The organism is Phocaeicola paurosaccharolyticus JCM 15092 (assembly GCF_000613805.1).
GTDB lineage: Bacteria > Bacteroidota > Bacteroidia > Bacteroidales > Bacteroidaceae > Phocaeicola > Phocaeicola paurosaccharolyticus.
The window spans coordinates 14,505-31,748 of record NZ_BAJR01000038.1; the positions used below are offsets into that span (position 1 = coordinate 14,505).

The following is a 17,244-nucleotide window of genomic DNA, read 5'->3' on the forward strand; positions in this document are numbered from 1 at the left end:
TTAAATGAATATTTTATTTCTTAGAATTCTCTTTCTTCTCGATGATCTCTTTTTTTATCTTCTCGTCAAATTTCTCATAGGCTTCTACAATCCTAGTTACAATTTTATGACGTACGATATCTTTCTTATTGAGTTCAACGAAGCTAATACCTTTCACTCCCCTAAGTATTCTCATTGCCTGAACAAGTCCCGAAGTTTGTGAGGATGGAAGGTCTATCTGAGTTATATCACCTGTGACAATCATCTTTGTGTTCATACCCATACGTGTAAGGAACATCTTTATCTGTTGGGTTGTAGTATTTTGAGCTTCATCCAGTATCACCACAGCATCATTAAGAGTTCTTCCCCTCATGAAAGCCAGAGGAGCAATCTGAATTATATTCAACTCCATATATTCCTTAAGCTTTGCAGCCGGAATCATATCTTGAAGTGCATCATAAAGAGGTTGCAGATATGGGTCTATCTTATCTTTCATATCACCAGGTAGGAACCTAGCTTTTCTCCAGCCTCAACGGCAGGGCGGCTCAAGATAATTTTCTTTTTCTCCTTATTTTTTAGTGATCTCACGGCAAGAGCTATTGCTGTGTAGGTTTTACCTGAACCAGCCGGTCCGACAGCAAAAATCATATCATTCTTTTCGTATTCCTGAACAAGTTTTTGCTGGTTAACACTTCTGGGAGTAATAGGCTTTCCTGTCACAGAAAAAACGATTGTGTCACCTTTCTTCTCAATCTTTGGTGATTTGCCTTTTATTATATCTAGAATGACCTCTTCATTCAGTGAATTGTATTCCGCACAATACTTTTCAAGAGCAGTAATACTCTCTTCAAAAGCGCACATCTCTTCCTCATCACCCAAAACCTTTATTATATTGCCTCTTGCGACAATTCTTAATTTAGGATATAGAGCTTTTATCATCTGGATATTTGAGTTATTGATACCATAGAATATAACAGGATCAATATCCTCAAGCACAATATGTTTTTCTATCATCTAAATAATTTATGTATCCTATATCAGGCCTGATTTTAATAAGTGCAAATTTAGTGAAAGGTTTCTTATAGTTATTGGCTTTCTCTATTTTTTATTTTTTCATACTTGTAAAACATGAAATTTAACTTTGTATTTATAAACAAACAAAGAATCCGATGAACTATATAAAATACACGACATTTGTCCTCTCTATTTTATCAATAACAGTGCTTTCTAGTTGCAAAAAAGATATGTCAATGAAGATGAATGAACCCAGAAATATTCATGGAATAGTGGGATTTCAAAGAACATTCAATGACATGAATGATGCTCATCTGGCGGTTGCCCAAAAATATGGTATCACCCCTATTGAGTCTACTGAAGAGGCAGAGAAAATGAAGGACCAACTCACTGAACTTATCCCCAACGAGCACTTTGCAATGGATTCTTTGACTCACTCTATACCTTTTCTAGTACCAAGAGCTTATAACTTATTGGATGAACTTGGAACCATATTCATCGACTCACTATCAAACAAAGGTCTTAATCCAAATCAGATTGTTGTCACTTCAGTATTGCGCACTAAAGATGATGTGAAGCGTCTTAGAAAAGGTAATGGAAATGCTTCTTTGAACTCAGCACATTTCTATGGTACTACTTTCGATGTAGCTTATGCCCGATTCAAAAAGGTTGAAGACCCTGACGGACGTCCTATGCAGGATGTTAGCCAGGACACATTGAAATTAGTACTTGCCGAAGTCCTTTATGATATGCAGAAAAACAAGAAATGTTATATAAAGTATGAGGTAAAGCAGGGCTGTTTTCATATCACAGCGAGATAACTCTCTGCAGGAGTAGATAATCTCTCTTTGATTATGCCCTGATTACTTCTCTACCATATTTCACTTCCTCCATCTGTTGGAAGACCGTCGTTGTATTTCTCTCCTATATGAGAGGCGTCGCAAAATGGTTTATTCTTTGATTTACCGCATCTGCATAGAGTAACTCTGTTTCTTATCTCATATTCTTTGCCGTCTTCATCGATAATAGTTATTCCGCCTTTTACCCATATAGGGCCACTTATCTTTAATTCAGGTTGTTCTATAATCCCTATTGATGGAGGAAATGGTTTATCAATAATCTCCCCTGTGCTGTTATTCCTTAGCATAAGTCGTCCACTTGCGCAGTGGCATACTTCATGTAATAGTTTCTCATGACCTTCAGTATCACTCTTCTTTCTGACAAGAGCCCATGCTAAGCCACTAGTGGTACAGAACTGGGCATGTATACAGAATTTACTGTTGTCCTCTAATGTATATTCAGGTCCTGGATATTTTTTTGCCTCATCCACAAACTCCTTTTTATTGTCAGTCTCTTTCGGGTCCCATTGAGCATGCCTGTGCGAACCATCACAAAAAGGTGGATTTTTTGATACCCCGCATCGGCATAATGATATATGTCCATCTTCTTTAGGCTCTGTCTCAAAATGTATTCCTTTTTCGTAAAGCCATGCTTTCCCATCTTCGTTAGGTCTTATGATTTCTTGATCTATTGGGGGATTACCGTAAACAAGGTATGGGCCGTCAGCTTTGACTTTAATGTAGTAAGTCATATTATCTTCTTCCATGATATAAATTTAAAGGTTTATGAATTATAATATTAACGCTTTTAGCAATAACTTGTTTACTATCATGGCTAATAAAGTTTATATTTGCATTGAAATTAATAATATATGTATAGATACTTTATTTATTTAGCTTACGATGGCACGAACTACCATGGTTGGCAGATACAGCCAAATGGGAATAGTGTGCAGGAAGAGTTGATGAAAGCATTGAAAACCTTTTTAAGAGAGGATATTGAGGTTGTAGGAGCAGGAAGAACTGATGCCGGAGTGCATGCTCGACTTATGGTGGCACATTTCGACTTTCATAAGAGTTTGGACTGCAAGATGGTATGCGAAAAGATGAACAAGCTTTTGCCTCATGATATATCTATTTATAAGGTCGTTCCTGTGAGAGAGAACGCTCATAGCCGTTTTGATGCTACATATCGTACATATAAATATTATATCACACCTCACAAGAATCCATTCAACCGTAACTATACATGGTGCTTTCATCAGAAACTCGATGTCGATAAGATGAATGAAGCAGCAGCTACACTGTTTGATTACATTGACTTCACAAGTTTTAGTAAGTTGCATACAGATGTAAAGACAAACAACTGCAAGATTATGCACGCTCTTTGGGAAGAGGAGAATGGAGAACTGGTCTTTACAATAACAGCCGACAGATTCCTTAGGAATATGGTACGTGCTATTGTTGGAACATTGGTTGATGTAGGGTGGGGAAAACTTTCTATTGAGGGATTCCGCTGTATTATTGAGAATAAGGATAGGAGTCAAGCTGGTAGTTCAGTACCTGGTAAAGGACTTTTCTTGGTAGATATAGGATATAATGACGATATATTTTTATCCTGTTAGGAACTAATATTGTTTGGCTTTATAATAGATTTAAGATGACAGTCTTTCTATATGATTATACTTTCGAGGGCTTTCTAACTTCACTCTTTGATGCCTACTCGAACAAAATATTTCCTGATATGCTTTTGCGTGAGGGAAGTCAGCTACCTCTTTTTTATGATACCAAGATTACAATAGCAACCGATGAGACTAAGGCAAAAAGAGTTTGGAAAGCACTTGATAAGAAGTTGTCGGCAACAGCACTCTCTATGATTTCTTATTGCTGGATGTCACAAGAGGATGGTGTTGAGGATTATCTTTTCCGTTTTGTTAGAAAAACTATTGACTCTCCAATCTCTATAGAGACTAATTTTGCTGATGGTGATGTGCTTTACCTTTCTCGTCTTTTTAAGAGAATGTCGTATGAGAGCAGACGCATGATTCAGTTTATTCGTTTTCAGAAAGCTGCCGATGGTACCTACTTTGCCCCAATAGATACTCAATATAATGTCCTTCCGCTTATAGTACCACATTTCAAGGATCGTTTCAATGATCAGCCTTGGTTGATATATGATACTCATCGTGAGTATGGCTACTATTACGATACAAATGAGCTCCAACAGGTAACATTTCAGAATCCTGAACAACTGCATCTGATTACAGGAAAACTTAAGGAGACCATGATGGATGATGATGAACTTATGTTCCAGAAGTTATGGAAGACATATTTCAAGTCTGTTTGTATTAAAGAACGACTTAATCCTAGAAAACAGAAGCAGGATATGCCTGTGAGATACTGGAAATATATAACAGAAAAGCAGCGATAGTGGTATATTTAATAAGACGAATAGAAAAATTAGAAAGCATTTTTATTTTTGCTAAGTCTTCTTTTCTCCGTGGAGCTTTTAATTATCGCTTATAGAGATAATCATCAATTATCGTCAGAAAAAGGAATGATAAGTTGGTTCTCATCAATTTTTTTCTTTGGACGAGGCAGGAGCAGCGAACGTACATTCTCTGGAGATATTTCATTTATAGTCATAGTGGGAAGCTCATTACATGTTATAAAGTATTGAGCTTTTTTCATTACTACACCTATCTTTTTGAGACTGTAGAAACCAAGTTTTGAAAAGCGTCTTGAACTTATTATCAGCATAGCCGACTTAACCCCTATACCAGGGACTCTCAATATCATCTCATAATCGGCACTATTTATATCTACAGGAAAAAATTCCGGGTGACGTAATGCCCATCCCAGTTTAGGATCTACCTCCAGGTCAAGATTAGGGTTTGTATCATCCACAATTTCTTTCACATCGAATTGGTAGAATCTCATCAGCCAGTCAGCCTGATAGAGCCTGTTTTCTCTAACCAAAGGTGGCTGTTTAAGTACAGGCAACCTTTTGTCGTAGGTATTCACCGATATGTATCCCGAGTAATATACCCTTCTCATAGTAGGGGTATGATATAGTGATGATGAGAGATATAGTATATCTTTATCCGATTCGGCAGTAGCTCCAACAATCATCTGGGTACTCTGACCGGCAGGAACGAATCGTGGAGTATGTCTGTATTTTTTCTGATCCTCTTTGTTGATAAGTATTCCCTGTTTTATATAGGTCATAGGTGTGAATACACTTTTATGATCCTTCTCCGGTGCCAGTAGCTTCAGACTCTCCTCCTTTGGAATCTCAATGTTAACACTCATTCTGTCAGCATACAATCCAGCTTCATTAACAAGTTCCCTGCTTGCACCAGGAATACTTTTAAGGTGTATATATCCATTGAATTTATGAATCAGTCGCAGATCTTTTGCTACTCTAACCAGCCTTTCCATGGTGTAGTCAGGATTTCTTACCACACCCGATGATAAGAACAGACCCTCAATATAGTTACGGCGATAAAATTCCATTGTGAGAGTTACCAGCTCGTTTACCGATAAAGTAGCTCTCGGTATATCATTGCTCCTACGGTTTATGCAGTAGGCACAATCGTATATACAATTATTAGTGAGCATTATTTTGAGTAAGGAGACACATCTTCCATCATCAGCAAAGCTATGACAAATGCCAATTCCACCAACAGTATTGCCTAAAAAGCCTTTTTCCGCTTTTCTTACTGTACCGCTACTCGAACATGATACATCATATTTAGCTGATTCAGTGAGGGTCTTAACTTTTGCAAGTACGTTCTCGTTTAGCATATCTGTTGTGATAAGATGATTGCAAATTTAGTTATTTGCTCATATTATTGTACCTTTGCAGCCATTAAAAATAGGTAAAATAGATATGTGGTTATTATTAGCTTTTCTTTCGGCAACTCTGCTTGGCTTTTATGATGTATTTAAAAAACATTCCCTATCGGGTAATGCTGTTATACCGGTTCTTTTCCTGAATACACTCTTTTCGAGCCTCATTTTTCTTCCCTTTATATTAGTATCTTATCTCTCTCCATCATTACTTGATCAGACGATGTTCTTTGTTCCAACGGTAGGATGGGAGGTACAGAAATATATAGTACTTAAATCTTTTATCGTACTCTCTTCTTGGATACTGGGATATTTCGGAATGAAGCATCTTCCATTAACTATTGTTGGTCCTATCAATGCTACTCGTCCGGTAATGGTTCTTGTAGGTGCATTGCTTTTCTTTGGAGAGCGACTTAATCTTTATCAATGGATAGGTGTGTTGCTTGCCATAGCTTCATTTTTCCTTCTAAGCAGAAGTGGAAAAAAGAGGGAATAGATTTCAAGCACAACAAATGGATATACTCTATTGTAGGAGCTGCTATTCTTGGAGCAATAAGCGGGTTGTATGATAAATATCTTATGGCCCCATTAAGCGAAGGAGGTATAGGACTTGACCGCATGGTTGTACAATCATGGTACAACATATATCAATTTTTCATGATGGGAGCTATGCTCATACTTTTATGGTGGCCTAAGCATAAACAGACTACACCTTTTCGTTGGGAGTGGTCAATTCTGCTCATATCAATATTCCTCTCTGCAGCAGACTTTGTATACTTCTATTCACTAAGTCTTGATGGAGCAATGATATCTATTGTATCTATGGTAAGACGTTCAAGTGTCTTGGTATCATTTGCCTTCGGAGCGATATGGTTTCATGAGAAAAATCTTAAGAATAAGGCAGCCGATCTTGCTTTAGTGCTTATAGGTATGATTTTCTTATATTTGGGAACGCGATAACCTATAAATTACTATTGTTGTAGGATCAAAGTAAAATGAAAAGCAATATTAGATAAAGAAGAGTCTACTATTCTCATATATTATGATGGCTGGATACATATAATCAAAAATAATAGTAGTGCCCATTAATAAAATTTCTATTTTAGTGGGCACTATTTTTTTGAATGATTTTATGATATATACCTAAGCAGAAATTAATATGTACAAACCTATTCTAAAAATGTTTTTCACCTTATCACTATTATCTTTCCCAATTTCATCAACATTGTTGGCACAAGATATAAAGATGGTTGAGATTCCTTCCGGTTCATTCTATATGGGTAGCAAGGGAGAAGGGGAGGATTATGATGAGGCTCCTATTCATAAAGTAATTATATCACACTCGTTTCGTATGGGTGAGACCGAGATTACAAACAGGCAGTATGAAATATTCCGCCCGGAACATAGTAAGCTGAGAGGAAAAAATGGTGTTTCAACAGAAGATGATGATGCAGTAGTAAATGTTTCCTATAATGATGCTTTAGAGTATTGCCGCTGGCTAAGTAAAAAAGAGAATAAGAATTATAGGCTTCCCACTGAGGCTGAGTGGGAGTATGCATGTCGTGCTGGCACTTATACACAATATTATACCGGAGATGGAATACCATCCTCAATGTCACGTAATCAGACTATCGCCAGAGATTATAAACCTGTATCACTTAAGGTAGGTGTTACTCCTCCTAACTCTTTCGGATTATATGATATGCATGGGAATGTGGAGGAGTGGTGCATGGACTGGTATGGTGCATATAGCTCTGAAGAAGAGATAGATCCTATAGGTCCGGCTAACGGTGAATATAGGGTGACAAGGGGTGGCAGTCATAATACTCCTGCGAGGTATCTTAGAAGTGCGAATAGGATGGCTATGATTCCGGAAGATAAACATTCACTTACTGGATTCAGAGTTGTTGAGAGTGAAATATCACTTGTGTCAAATGTCATCGACAAGGAGAAAGCCTATTTTTTAGAGCCTATCCCTTTTGTTATTGAGCCAAAGGACAAAAGTGTTCCTTTCTATAGTCACAATCATCAGCCATCTGTTACCTGGTGTGATAATGGTGATATTATAGCTGCATGGTTCTCGGCAAACGAAGAGAACGGACGTGGTATGGTTGTACTCTCTTCAAGACTTCGTAAAGGTGCTGATAGCTGGGAACCTGCTCAACTATTTTACAAAGTTCCGGATAGAAATATGACAGGTACATCCATATTTAATAACAAGAAGGGTGAGATATACCATTTCAATGGGGTTGAGGCAGCAGGTGACTGGCAGAACCTTATGGTTGTTATGCGAAAGAGTAATGATAATGGCTTTACCTGGTCGCAGTCAAAGATCATAGCTGCGGAGCACTCAAAACGTCATCAGATCATATCCGGGACAAGCTATACATCAAAAGAGTGGATACTTCAGGCTTGTGATGCCGGTCCCGATGGAAATGCCGGAACAGCTCTGCTTATAAGTAAGGATGGCGGCATAAGTTGGAAAGATGAATGGGATGGAGCGGTTATGCCTGATTTTAGTCAGGGTAAGAAGGGAACGACTATAGCGGGCATTCATGCAGGAGTAGTAGGCCTGAAAGATGGTAGTATAATGGCATTGGGAAGAGGAAATAGTATAAAGAACAACGACGGTATAAATAAGATGCCTATGAGTATCTCGCAAGATGGAGGTCGGGGTTGGACTTATTCAGCATCGGAATTTCCTCCTATTGATGGAGGCCAGAGACTTATCCTGATGCGTCTCAACGAAGGGCCTATATTGCTTGTGTCATTTACAGATCACCCGCAGCGTACTTCAAAGAGTGAGAGAGGAATGCTATTTACTAAATCCGATGGAACCACATACAAGGGATACGGCATGTATGCCGCTCTATCTTATGATGATGGCAAGAGTTGGAAGGTGAAAAAGCTTCTTACTGATGGTAAGGAACGATTTCTCGATGGAGGAGCATGGACAGGCAACTTTATTATGGATAAAAATAATGCTGAGCCAAGAGGCTATTTAGCTGCGGTGCAGTCGCCAGATGGGATGATTCACATCGTTAGCAGTCGTCTGCATTATAGATTCAACCTTAAATGGTTGGAAGAGTAATTATTGGTAATGAATAATTCAAGCTCAAAAGACATCGTTTATAGAGCCAAAGTGAACTCCTCTTCCATTGCCATGAAATAAGGTTATATGAAGAGAATGTCTGTCTATAACCTCACACCATACGACTGCTTAAGTGTCTCCATCACAAAAATGCTTTGAATACGGCTGACGTATTCAAGGGCACCAACCTTGTGTAAGATGAACTCCTGATATTCCTTCATACCTTGCACACTAACCTTCATTATGAAGTCAAAGTCACCACTCACGTTGTAGCACTCAGTTACCTCGTCCCAACTGTTCGCCTGTTCGCGAAACTCATCGGTAAGTGAGCGGTTGATTTGTTTGAAGCCTATATTGCAATACACTGTGAATCCCCGATCAATGCGGTCGGCGTCCACTATGGCTGTATACATCTTTATATATCCCTCGCGCTCCAGTCGACGATGCCTTTCGAAGGTGGGGGTAGTACTGAGGTGTATGCGTGCTGCCAGTTCTTTGTTTGTTAGTCGACTGTTCTGCTGCAATTCTCTTAGTATGCGGATGTCTGTATCATCCAGGGTTTGAATTTGTGCCATTCTTTTTAAAGTCTGTTTTTGAACTGTTGTTAGAATATTAATCTCTTAAAAGCATGGTAATATTATAGATAATTCCTAATTTTTCTTCCTTTTCTATCGATATATTCTTTTATTTTAACTCTGAATAATGGAAACAAATCTACTAAACGTGATGGCGGGTTTTGAAAAATTGAAGAGTGGTACAATCACAATCGACGGAATAATTGTCAACAGACTGAAATCGCGCCTGGCCGAAACCGAACTAATTTTATCCAGTAAACTCCTGAATGCAATTATTCAATTATAATAGTGTAACTAACTTCAAAATTGTGTTTTGGTGCGATGTATTGCATATACTTCTTATCTTTGAATTCACCATTATAATCAACATGATCACTCTCTCCGTACCAAGGTTCTATGCAGAAGAATGGTGCATCAGGGTGAGTAGCTGTCGGTGACCAAAGAGCAAGCACAGGAGAATCGAACTCAACACTTACGTAAGGGTGATGTTTTCTGTCAAGGAATGTAACCTTGTTTAACTGGTTATCTTCAAAAATATAAGTGTTGCAGTCAAAAGTTTTTGTATCAACCTCCATTAACCCTTTATTTGTAAGAAGTTCCTGATAATTGTCGCCTACACAGCCTTTCTCAAGTGGAACGTTGTATACAAGATCTTTCTTGCCGAATAGTGCAAAATATCCTCTTTCGCTTATTGTGGTATCTAAATCAGGAAAAAGGAATCCCGGATGTGCGCCAATTTGGAAGTACATATCTTTATCTCCAATATTTTGTACTTTCCATCTTACTATTATTCTATTACCTTTTAATATATAGCTGATAAGGAGTCTGAACTTGAATGGGTACACCTTTAGAGTCTCTTCATTACTCTCCAATACATATTCTATAGATGTTTCATCCTTTTGAAGCACCTCGAATTCCATATCTCTGGCAAAACCATGCTGTTCTAATGAATATTCAACTCCATTATTCCTATATACATTATTCCATACTCTTCCGCAAATAGGAAATAGAACAGGAGAATGTCTGCCCCAGTACTTAGGGTCGCCTTGCCATAAATATTCCTTATTATCTTTAATAATATTATGTAATTCTGCTCCGTGACTTGAAATGTTCAGAGTTAGTTCTGAATTTGAAATGGTGTTCATATAAAAGATTCATTTTTGATAGTTCAAAATTATGAAATGTTTTTCGTTTATCAAAAAACAGAAATGTTATGTTGGGTGTTTATATAATATTATCTAACATATTTTCAGGCAATTATTATTTTTTTTAAAAATATATTGAATTTTGTTTTTAAGTATTATAAGAATTTTTTAGTATTGTATCGAATAAATCGCAAAAGTACATCCTAAATAATAAAAAAAATTAATAAACCTTATACATTTATATTAAAATAATTATATATTTGCGGAGAAAACAGTAAATAAAGTGTAAATCTAAGCCTAAATTTTAATTCATAAAAACTATTAATCACTAAAATCACAATTATGCAAAAGCCACTACGTTCAGTTGGTACGTTATTGTTATGCTTCGGTCTTTCTTGCGGAATAGCATACGCTTTACCAGCAAACTCAGCATCGGAGTTGAAGATAACTCAACAGGCATCTACATGCACAGGTATTGTGAAGGATGCGACAGGAGAAGCTATTATTGGAGCTTCTGTAGTTGTAAAAGGAACTACAAATGGTACAATCACTGGTTTTGATGGAGATTTCTCTATAGCCAATGTTAACAAAGGTGCAGTTCTTGTAGTGTCATATATAGGATATAAGACACTGGAGGTAAAATGGAATGGAGAACCTTTGAACATTTCTTTGAGCGATGACACTCAATTACTTAGTGAAGTTGTTGTAACAGCACTTGGTATGAAACGCGATAAGAAAGCGTTGGGTTATGCAATGACAGAGATGAAAGGTGAAGACCTTAATTCGAATGTCATCAACCCAGTATCAGCTCTTCAAGGTAAAGTAGCAGGTGTTGAAATCAGCCAATCGGATGGTGGATTGTTCGGTAGCAACAAGATCCTTATCCGTGGCGCATCAACTCTTGGTAAAAACAATCAGCCAATTTATGTTGTAGATGGTGTCTTGCTTGATAATTCAATCAATGATGCATCTGCCGATTGGGATTCAAACAGTAATGACTATGGAAACGAACTTAAGAACCTTAATCCAGACGATTTCGAAACAGTATCTGTTTTGAAAGGTGCAGCTGCAACAGCTCTTTATGGTTCAAGAGGTTTGAATGGTGCCGTAGTTATCACAACAAAATCAGGAAAAAGTAAAAAAGGTTTGGGGATTAACTTCTCTCAGACTGTAGGTATTGATGTTATAACAGCACAGCCGGATCTTCAGAATGTTTACGGTGAAGGTTATCTTGCCGGTTACGTTGATTATGGTGAGAAAGATCAATATGGAGAATACAAGGCATTTGATAACTTCAACCAGTTCTTCTTAAACACAAAAGATGAACACACACTTATCGGTTCATATGGAATGGGATTTGGTCCTGCTTTCGATGGTAGTCCGATAGAATACTACGATGGTTCAATTCGTCCATATTCTGCACAAAAAAATAACTATAGAGATGCTCACAGGACGGGTTTCAACTCAAATACAAATGTCTCAATAAGCGGCGGAAATGATAGGACAACATTCTATACATCTTTGTCATATAAATATGCAGATGGTACTATAGATAATAACTCTTTCAACCGCATCTCTTTCTTAGGTAAAGCTAGTCACAAACTAAGTGATAAGGTTGAACTTGAGGCAGGTTTTACTTTTGCCAATTCTTCACCCAAAAATGCACAGATAAATATTGGTGAGTCTTTTATTGATGGTACATTCTCACGTCTTTATGACCCTAATACGGATAAGCATAGATATAAAGGTTCTCATGGCGGTTTAGCAAGTAGTGCTTATGGCGATGAATATGCTAACATCCAAGGTAAAGGTTTGTGGTGGTCAATTTTCGAAAATGATTTCCGCCAGAAAGAGACTGTAGTTCGTCCTATGTTGAAAATAAATGCAGATATTACAAGTTGGTTGAAGTTTGTAGCTGAAGGTAGCTATAACTACTACTATACTCGTTATGAAAATAAGAGGCCGGATTCAAGTTATGCAAACCAAGGTACCGGCGGTTATTACTCAATGAGTAATACTACTAAGGAACAGACTAACCTTAATGTCAATTTTAATGTTAACAAACAGCTGAAAGATTTAGAATTACATGGTTTTATCCGTGGTGAGTATTATCACTCATTTGGTCAGACTATGAAACTTGAAACAGATGGCGGTCTTATAGTTCCAAATCAATATTTCATTGGTAATTCTAGGAAGGCAGCTAAATACTCAGGTAGCATCAATGGTGAGAAGACTATGTTGTCTGTAGTAGGACAGGTTGGTGCAAGTTATAAAGATATGTTGTTTATTGATGTAACAGGACGTAATGACTGGTCTTCATCACTTGTTTATGGTGATGGTCATGGAACCTACTCATACTTCTATCCATCTATTTCTGGTTCATGGCTTATCACAAGTACATTCCGTGAAATGCTTCCTTCTTGGATCTCATTTGCTAAGTTGCGTGCATCTTGGGCACAGGTAGGTAACGATACAGAACCATATATCATCAACTCTGCTTACAGCCTGAGTTCTTCAACTGTAGGAAGTAATAATATTTATGGAGCTGTTATCGGTGATACAAGCTATTCAAAAGATCTTAAGCCTGAGAGAAAGAGCTCATGGGAGGTTGGTCTTGACTGGAGATTTATAGAGAACAGAATAGGTGTTGACTTCACATATTATAAGGAAAATACTAAGGATCAGATCATGAAGATCTCTGTTCCATATATGTCAGGTATTAAATATCAGTATGTAAATGCCGGAAACATTCAGAACTCTGGTATAGAACTTGCTATTAATGCAGTTCCAGTACGCACTAATGATTTTGAATGGGGGTTAAACTTTACATATACACGTAACCGTTCAAAGATTATCTCTCTTCACGAGAACGTAGCCGATTACATCGTTCTTCAAGGTGATGTAGGTTATGGTAACTATCGTGTTGGTTCTGTAGCTAAAGTAGGTGGTGCATATGGTCTTATACTTACTGACTCAGGTAAGAAGATAGATCCTTCTACTGGTCTTCCATACATTTCATACCATGCTTCAACTCGTACAGGTTACTACACTCGTTCGGGTCAAGTTGAGGAGCTGGGTTCTATTAACCCTGATTTCCTTGGATCTGTATCTACAAGCTTGAAGTACAAGAACTGGACACTTAACGTAGGACTTGATGCCAGATTCGGAGGATATGTAGCATCTTACGGTAGTAAATATGGTACAGCTTATGGTTACACCAAGAAATCACTTGATTATACAAGTGCTAAATATGGTGGTTTATCATGGATATCAAAATGGGATAATACTACATATTATGATGGCGTGATTCCTGAAGGTGTTATAGCTAAAGGAACTGTTATCGCACAGCCTGATGGTTCAAAATATACAGTAGGTGTTGGTTCTGTTTCTACTAATGGTGAGACCTATAAAGAACTTATAGACAAGGGTTATATAGAACCTACTCATTCATCAGGATGGACATATAGAAACAATCAGTGGGTTAATGCTTCATTCGACAGAGGTGTTGTTAATGATGCTTGGTTCAAAAAGTTGAATTACATAGCACTTCGTGATGTTTCACTTTCATACAGAATGCCTTCTAAAATATACAGCAAGATTGGAGCAAAGAACATGAACCTTACTCTATCAGGTCATAACTTGGGTTACCTGTTGAACTCAATGCCTAACGGTGAAAATCCGGAGGCTGTCAGAGGTACAGCAGCTGCAGAGTTCCGTGTACGTTCTTTCGACGGAGTAACATCAAGTTTCACTTTTACTGTTAATGCATCATTCTAATAATAACATCAATCAGTATACAATGAAAAAATATAAATTTATAATACCATATCTTCTTCTGGCAGGAGCAATGCTTACTACTACCGGATGTCAAGATGATTTTGCGGAGACCAACTCTATGAAAGATGCGGTCAATACAGGTGAACCAGCATACCTGTTTGCGCAGGCGGTTCTTGATTTTGAACCATCAAACTACCAATATTGGTTCTTCAATGCTGCTGATTTCTATAACTGTACACAGATGAGCGTTCCTACAGGAAGTGTTACTGAGTCGGTTATTGAAGGTTCAGCTCAGCAAGGTTATAAGAGTATAGATGTATTGAAATATCTCAATTCATTGAAATATGAGCGTTCTTTGATGGCTGCTGACGTTAGCGCTAAATACGAGAATGTAGAGGCGGCTCTTAATGTACTTACTATCTATATGGGTATATTCGATACAGATTTTTGCGGTGATATTCCTTATACAGAAGCAGGTATGGGACATCTTGGTGGAACTCTTAAACCAAAATATGATCGTGTTGAAGATCTTTACACCCTTTGGCTGACTCAATTGGATGCAGCTATTACATCTTTCACTACTGCAACCGGTCAATATAACTTAGGAAATCAGGATGTTATCTATAATGGTGACTGGAAGAAGTGGGCTAAATTGGCAAACTCTGTTAAGCTAAAGATTGCTGCGAGACTTATCTCACAGAAGTTTGACTTGGCTAAACAGATTGCTTCAGAAGTTGTAGCAGAGCCATGTGGAGTTATTGATGGAACAGCAGATGATATGTTATTCCACAAAGCAGATACTCACACTGGAAACAATGATTATGTATACCACTGGAACAATGGTGTATTGGCATCATCAGCTTCATCTAAAAATGTTGTAGATTTCCTTATTAAGAACCAGGATCCACGTGTACGTTTCTTCTACACTAAGAATAGCTGGAACTCAAAGATTGTTGATATCTTCTTAGCTGCAAATCGCAAGAGTGATATTCCTTCTTATATTCTCGCAAATATGGAGACTAAGTTGGTTGATGGCAAAGAGGTGTTTGATAAGTGGATAGGCATTGGCGAACCATGGGTACGTTACTATGGTCTTCCTGACTCATTTGACGCACAGAAAGATGCAAGTCACTTCGGTGATTGGTTCGATTATTCTAACCGTTGCAGATATGATGAGAGTCATATTTACCGTCCATACTCAATGTTCCAGGAGGAGATGTTAAGGGGTAGAATAGACTTCACTCTTCCGGTAGCTCCTAAAGGTCCGGTTATCGAGGATAAGAACGACAATTCTTGGTATGGTTTATACCTTAGCACTGCAGAGGTAAATCTTTACCTTGCTGAGTTTGCCCTCTATGGTGCTCCTGGCTTGCAGAGTGCTTCGGTATATTTTGCAAAAGCTGTTGAACATTCAGTAAAAGAGTATGATAGACTTGCTTCTCTTAATAAGATACCATATTATGGTACTAACTATGGATATGATCCAAATGAAAAGGCTATTGATTTGAAAGATGGTGAAGTTGCAACTCTTCTTGCACAGGCTGATTATAAATTGACCGGAAACAAAGCTAATGACTTGGAGACAGTATATCTTCAGCAGATGCTTCATTTTACATTCCAGCCAATTGAGCAATTTGTGACAGGACGTCGTTCTGGTTGTCCTAAGTTTGGCTCTAGTCTTATTGCCCGTAAGGACTACACAGATAACCAAATGCCTGCAAACTACTATCCACGTCGTACATTCCTTTCTCCTCCTTTGGAGACAGACTTGATGTACCAGATAAAGGTAGGTGCTTATAAATCACAGGGATTCTCAACAACTCCTGGAAAGGGCGTACTAAACAATGAACGTGTGTGGCAAGATATTAATGCTCCACAATGGGGAGCAGGTCCAATAGTAAAATAACTAAACCAAACTATGAATCTAATGTTTTATAATTAGATCAATATTTAAATTAGATAGTCCTGCCTGAGTGATTCCGGCAGGACTATTCATTTTATAATAAGTAGTTGAACTCTGATTATGCTTCAATACCTGTGAAAGTTCTCAATGCGTAACCAATAAGGAAGCTAATTCCGGCAACAGAGAAGCTTAATATTGCCATCTCTGCAAATCGATGTTTAAAGCTCTCACCTTTGGCTACTGCATAGTAGTAGTTGAATAGGGCGATAATTATCAGAGCGAGTATAAGCATTACCACAAGTGCAGAAATAACGCTATTTAGAATTATAAATGGAGAAACAAGAACAAGTACGGTTGATAGGTATGTTATTCCTGTATATATTGATGCCTTAACAGGGTGTTTCTTGCTATCTTTCTCCGATTTGGTAGAGAGGTATTCCGAAGATCCCATAGACAATGCAGCAGCAATACCAGTTATGCTACCTGTAAGCGCAATAAGTGATGGATTGTTAAGTGCAAGAGTAAAACCAGCAAGAGCACCGGTAAATTCCACCAGAGCATCGTTGAGGCCAAGAACCACGGAACTCATATATCCAAGTCTCTCCTCGTCGATCATCTCGATGAGTTTCTTCTCATGCTCGTTCTCCTCTTCGTTTATTCTCATCATGTCCTCATTATCCTTGAAGTTGTTGTAGAACTCCTGAGCTCCTTCTTCTTTTGACTCCATCTGCTTTACAGTGAAGGTAATTCCAAGGATTTTGGATAATAAAGCCGTCCTTTTTACCCTGAATAGATCAGGTTTCACTTCTGCATTAGTATACTTTTTAAGTATGTTCGCATGAGATCTCTCCTGGTGTGAAAGGGTCAGGAAAACCTCTTTGTTGGCCGGATTTTTCTCAATATCAGCTAGTGCTTCATATACTAAGCTCTCCGTTAGTTCATCTCTCTGTTTAGCTATCAGACTATTAATTTCTTCCTTAGTAAAACTCATAATATACAATGTTTATATTTATATTTAGTAAATATATAAATGTTTTCAAAGAAAAAGAGGTGATGACCTTAAAAAGAT

11 protein-coding genes and 3 pseudogenes are annotated in these 17,244 nt (G+C 37.8%); 7 read left to right on the top strand and 7 right to left on the bottom strand.

Annotated elements, in window-relative coordinates; translation table 11 throughout:
• Nucleotides 1–13: 13 nt before the first annotated feature.
• Nucleotides 14–993: pseudogene (locus tag JCM15092_RS16145) on the bottom strand (PhoH family protein).
• A gap of 155 nt (nucleotides 994–1,148) precedes the next feature.
• Here JCM15092_RS16145 and JCM15092_RS12755 point away from each other — a divergent pair.
• Complete coding sequence (locus JCM15092_RS12755; RefSeq protein ID WP_024994996.1) at nucleotides 1,149–1,814, top strand: DUF5715 family protein; 666 nt, start codon at nucleotides 1,149–1,151, stop codon at nucleotides 1,812–1,814.
• 50 nt (nucleotides 1,815–1,864) lie between these two features.
• Here the strand turns inward: JCM15092_RS12755 and JCM15092_RS12760 are convergent, their stop codons facing one another.
• Nucleotides 1,865–2,599 carry a CDGSH iron-sulfur domain-containing protein gene (locus JCM15092_RS12760; RefSeq protein WP_024994997.1) on the bottom strand — a complete coding sequence of 245 codons (735 nt, stop codon included), beginning with the start codon at nucleotides 2,597–2,599 and terminating at the stop codon, nucleotides 1,865–1,867.
• Between the two features lie 105 nt (nucleotides 2,600–2,704).
• Between JCM15092_RS12760 and truA the strand changes: the two genes are divergently transcribed.
• Complete coding sequence (truA, locus tag JCM15092_RS12765; protein WP_024994998.1) at nucleotides 2,705–3,457, top strand: tRNA pseudouridine(38-40) synthase TruA; 753 nt, start codon at nucleotides 2,705–2,707, stop codon at nucleotides 3,455–3,457.
• A 35-nt stretch (nucleotides 3,458–3,492) separates the two neighbouring features.
• Complete coding sequence (locus JCM15092_RS12770; protein WP_024994999.1) at nucleotides 3,493–4,263, top strand: TIGR03915 family putative DNA repair protein; 771 nt, start codon at nucleotides 3,493–3,495, stop codon at nucleotides 4,261–4,263.
• Between the two features lie 104 nt (nucleotides 4,264–4,367).
• On the opposite strand, the gene JCM15092_RS12775 is transcribed toward JCM15092_RS12770, so the two are convergent.
• Nucleotides 4,368–5,639, bottom strand: a complete 1,272-nt coding sequence (locus JCM15092_RS12775) for a putative DNA modification/repair radical SAM protein (RefSeq protein WP_024995000.1) — start codon at nucleotides 5,637–5,639, stop codon at nucleotides 4,368–4,370.
• Nucleotides 5,640–5,724: 85 nt separating this feature from the next.
• Here JCM15092_RS12775 and JCM15092_RS16150 point away from each other — a divergent pair.
• A pseudogene (locus tag JCM15092_RS16150) lies at nucleotides 5,725–6,644 on the top strand (EamA family transporter).
• 220 nt (nucleotides 6,645–6,864) lie between these two features.
• Nucleotides 6,865–8,775 carry an SUMF1/EgtB/PvdO family nonheme iron enzyme gene (locus JCM15092_RS12785; RefSeq protein ID WP_034542025.1) on the top strand — a complete coding sequence of 637 codons (1,911 nt, stop codon included), beginning with the start codon at nucleotides 6,865–6,867 and terminating at the stop codon, nucleotides 8,773–8,775.
• Between the two features lie 104 nt (nucleotides 8,776–8,879).
• Here JCM15092_RS12785 and JCM15092_RS12790 read toward each other — a convergent pair whose 3' ends face one another.
• The 3 genes and pseudogenes from JCM15092_RS12790 to JCM15092_RS12800 form a co-directional block, all read right to left on the bottom strand.
• Nucleotides 8,880–9,188, bottom strand: a complete 309-nt coding sequence (locus tag JCM15092_RS12790; RefSeq protein WP_235782365.1) for an Lrp/AsnC family transcriptional regulator — start codon at nucleotides 9,186–9,188, stop codon at nucleotides 8,880–8,882.
• 12 nt (nucleotides 9,189–9,200) lie between these two features.
• Nucleotides 9,201–9,350: pseudogene (locus tag JCM15092_RS17700) on the bottom strand (Lrp/AsnC family transcriptional regulator); the annotation flags it as partial.
• 272 nt (nucleotides 9,351–9,622) lie between these two features.
• Nucleotides 9,623–10,495 carry an aldose 1-epimerase family protein gene (locus tag JCM15092_RS12800; RefSeq protein WP_024995003.1) on the bottom strand — a complete coding sequence of 291 codons (873 nt, stop codon included), beginning with the start codon at nucleotides 10,493–10,495 and terminating at the stop codon, nucleotides 9,623–9,625.
• A gap of 342 nt (nucleotides 10,496–10,837) precedes the next feature.
• Here JCM15092_RS12800 and JCM15092_RS12805 point away from each other — a divergent pair, with 342 nt between their 5' ends.
• Nucleotides 10,838–14,272 carry a SusC/RagA family TonB-linked outer membrane protein gene (locus JCM15092_RS12805; RefSeq protein ID WP_024995004.1) on the top strand — a complete coding sequence of 1,145 codons (3,435 nt, stop codon included), beginning with the start codon at nucleotides 10,838–10,840 and terminating at the stop codon, nucleotides 14,270–14,272.
• A gap of 22 nt (nucleotides 14,273–14,294) precedes the next feature.
• Nucleotides 14,295–16,178, top strand: coding sequence for a SusD/RagB family nutrient-binding outer membrane lipoprotein (locus tag JCM15092_RS12810; protein ID WP_024995005.1), 1,884 nt, complete (start codon nucleotides 14,295–14,297; stop codon nucleotides 16,176–16,178).
• 115 nt (nucleotides 16,179–16,293) lie between these two features.
• Here JCM15092_RS12810 and JCM15092_RS12815 read toward each other — a convergent pair whose 3' ends face one another.
• Entirely contained in the window at nucleotides 16,294–17,166 is an 873-nt protein-coding gene (locus JCM15092_RS12815; RefSeq protein ID WP_024995006.1) for a VIT1/CCC1 transporter family protein, read from the bottom strand.
• Between the last annotated feature and the right edge of the window lie 78 nt (nucleotides 17,167–17,244).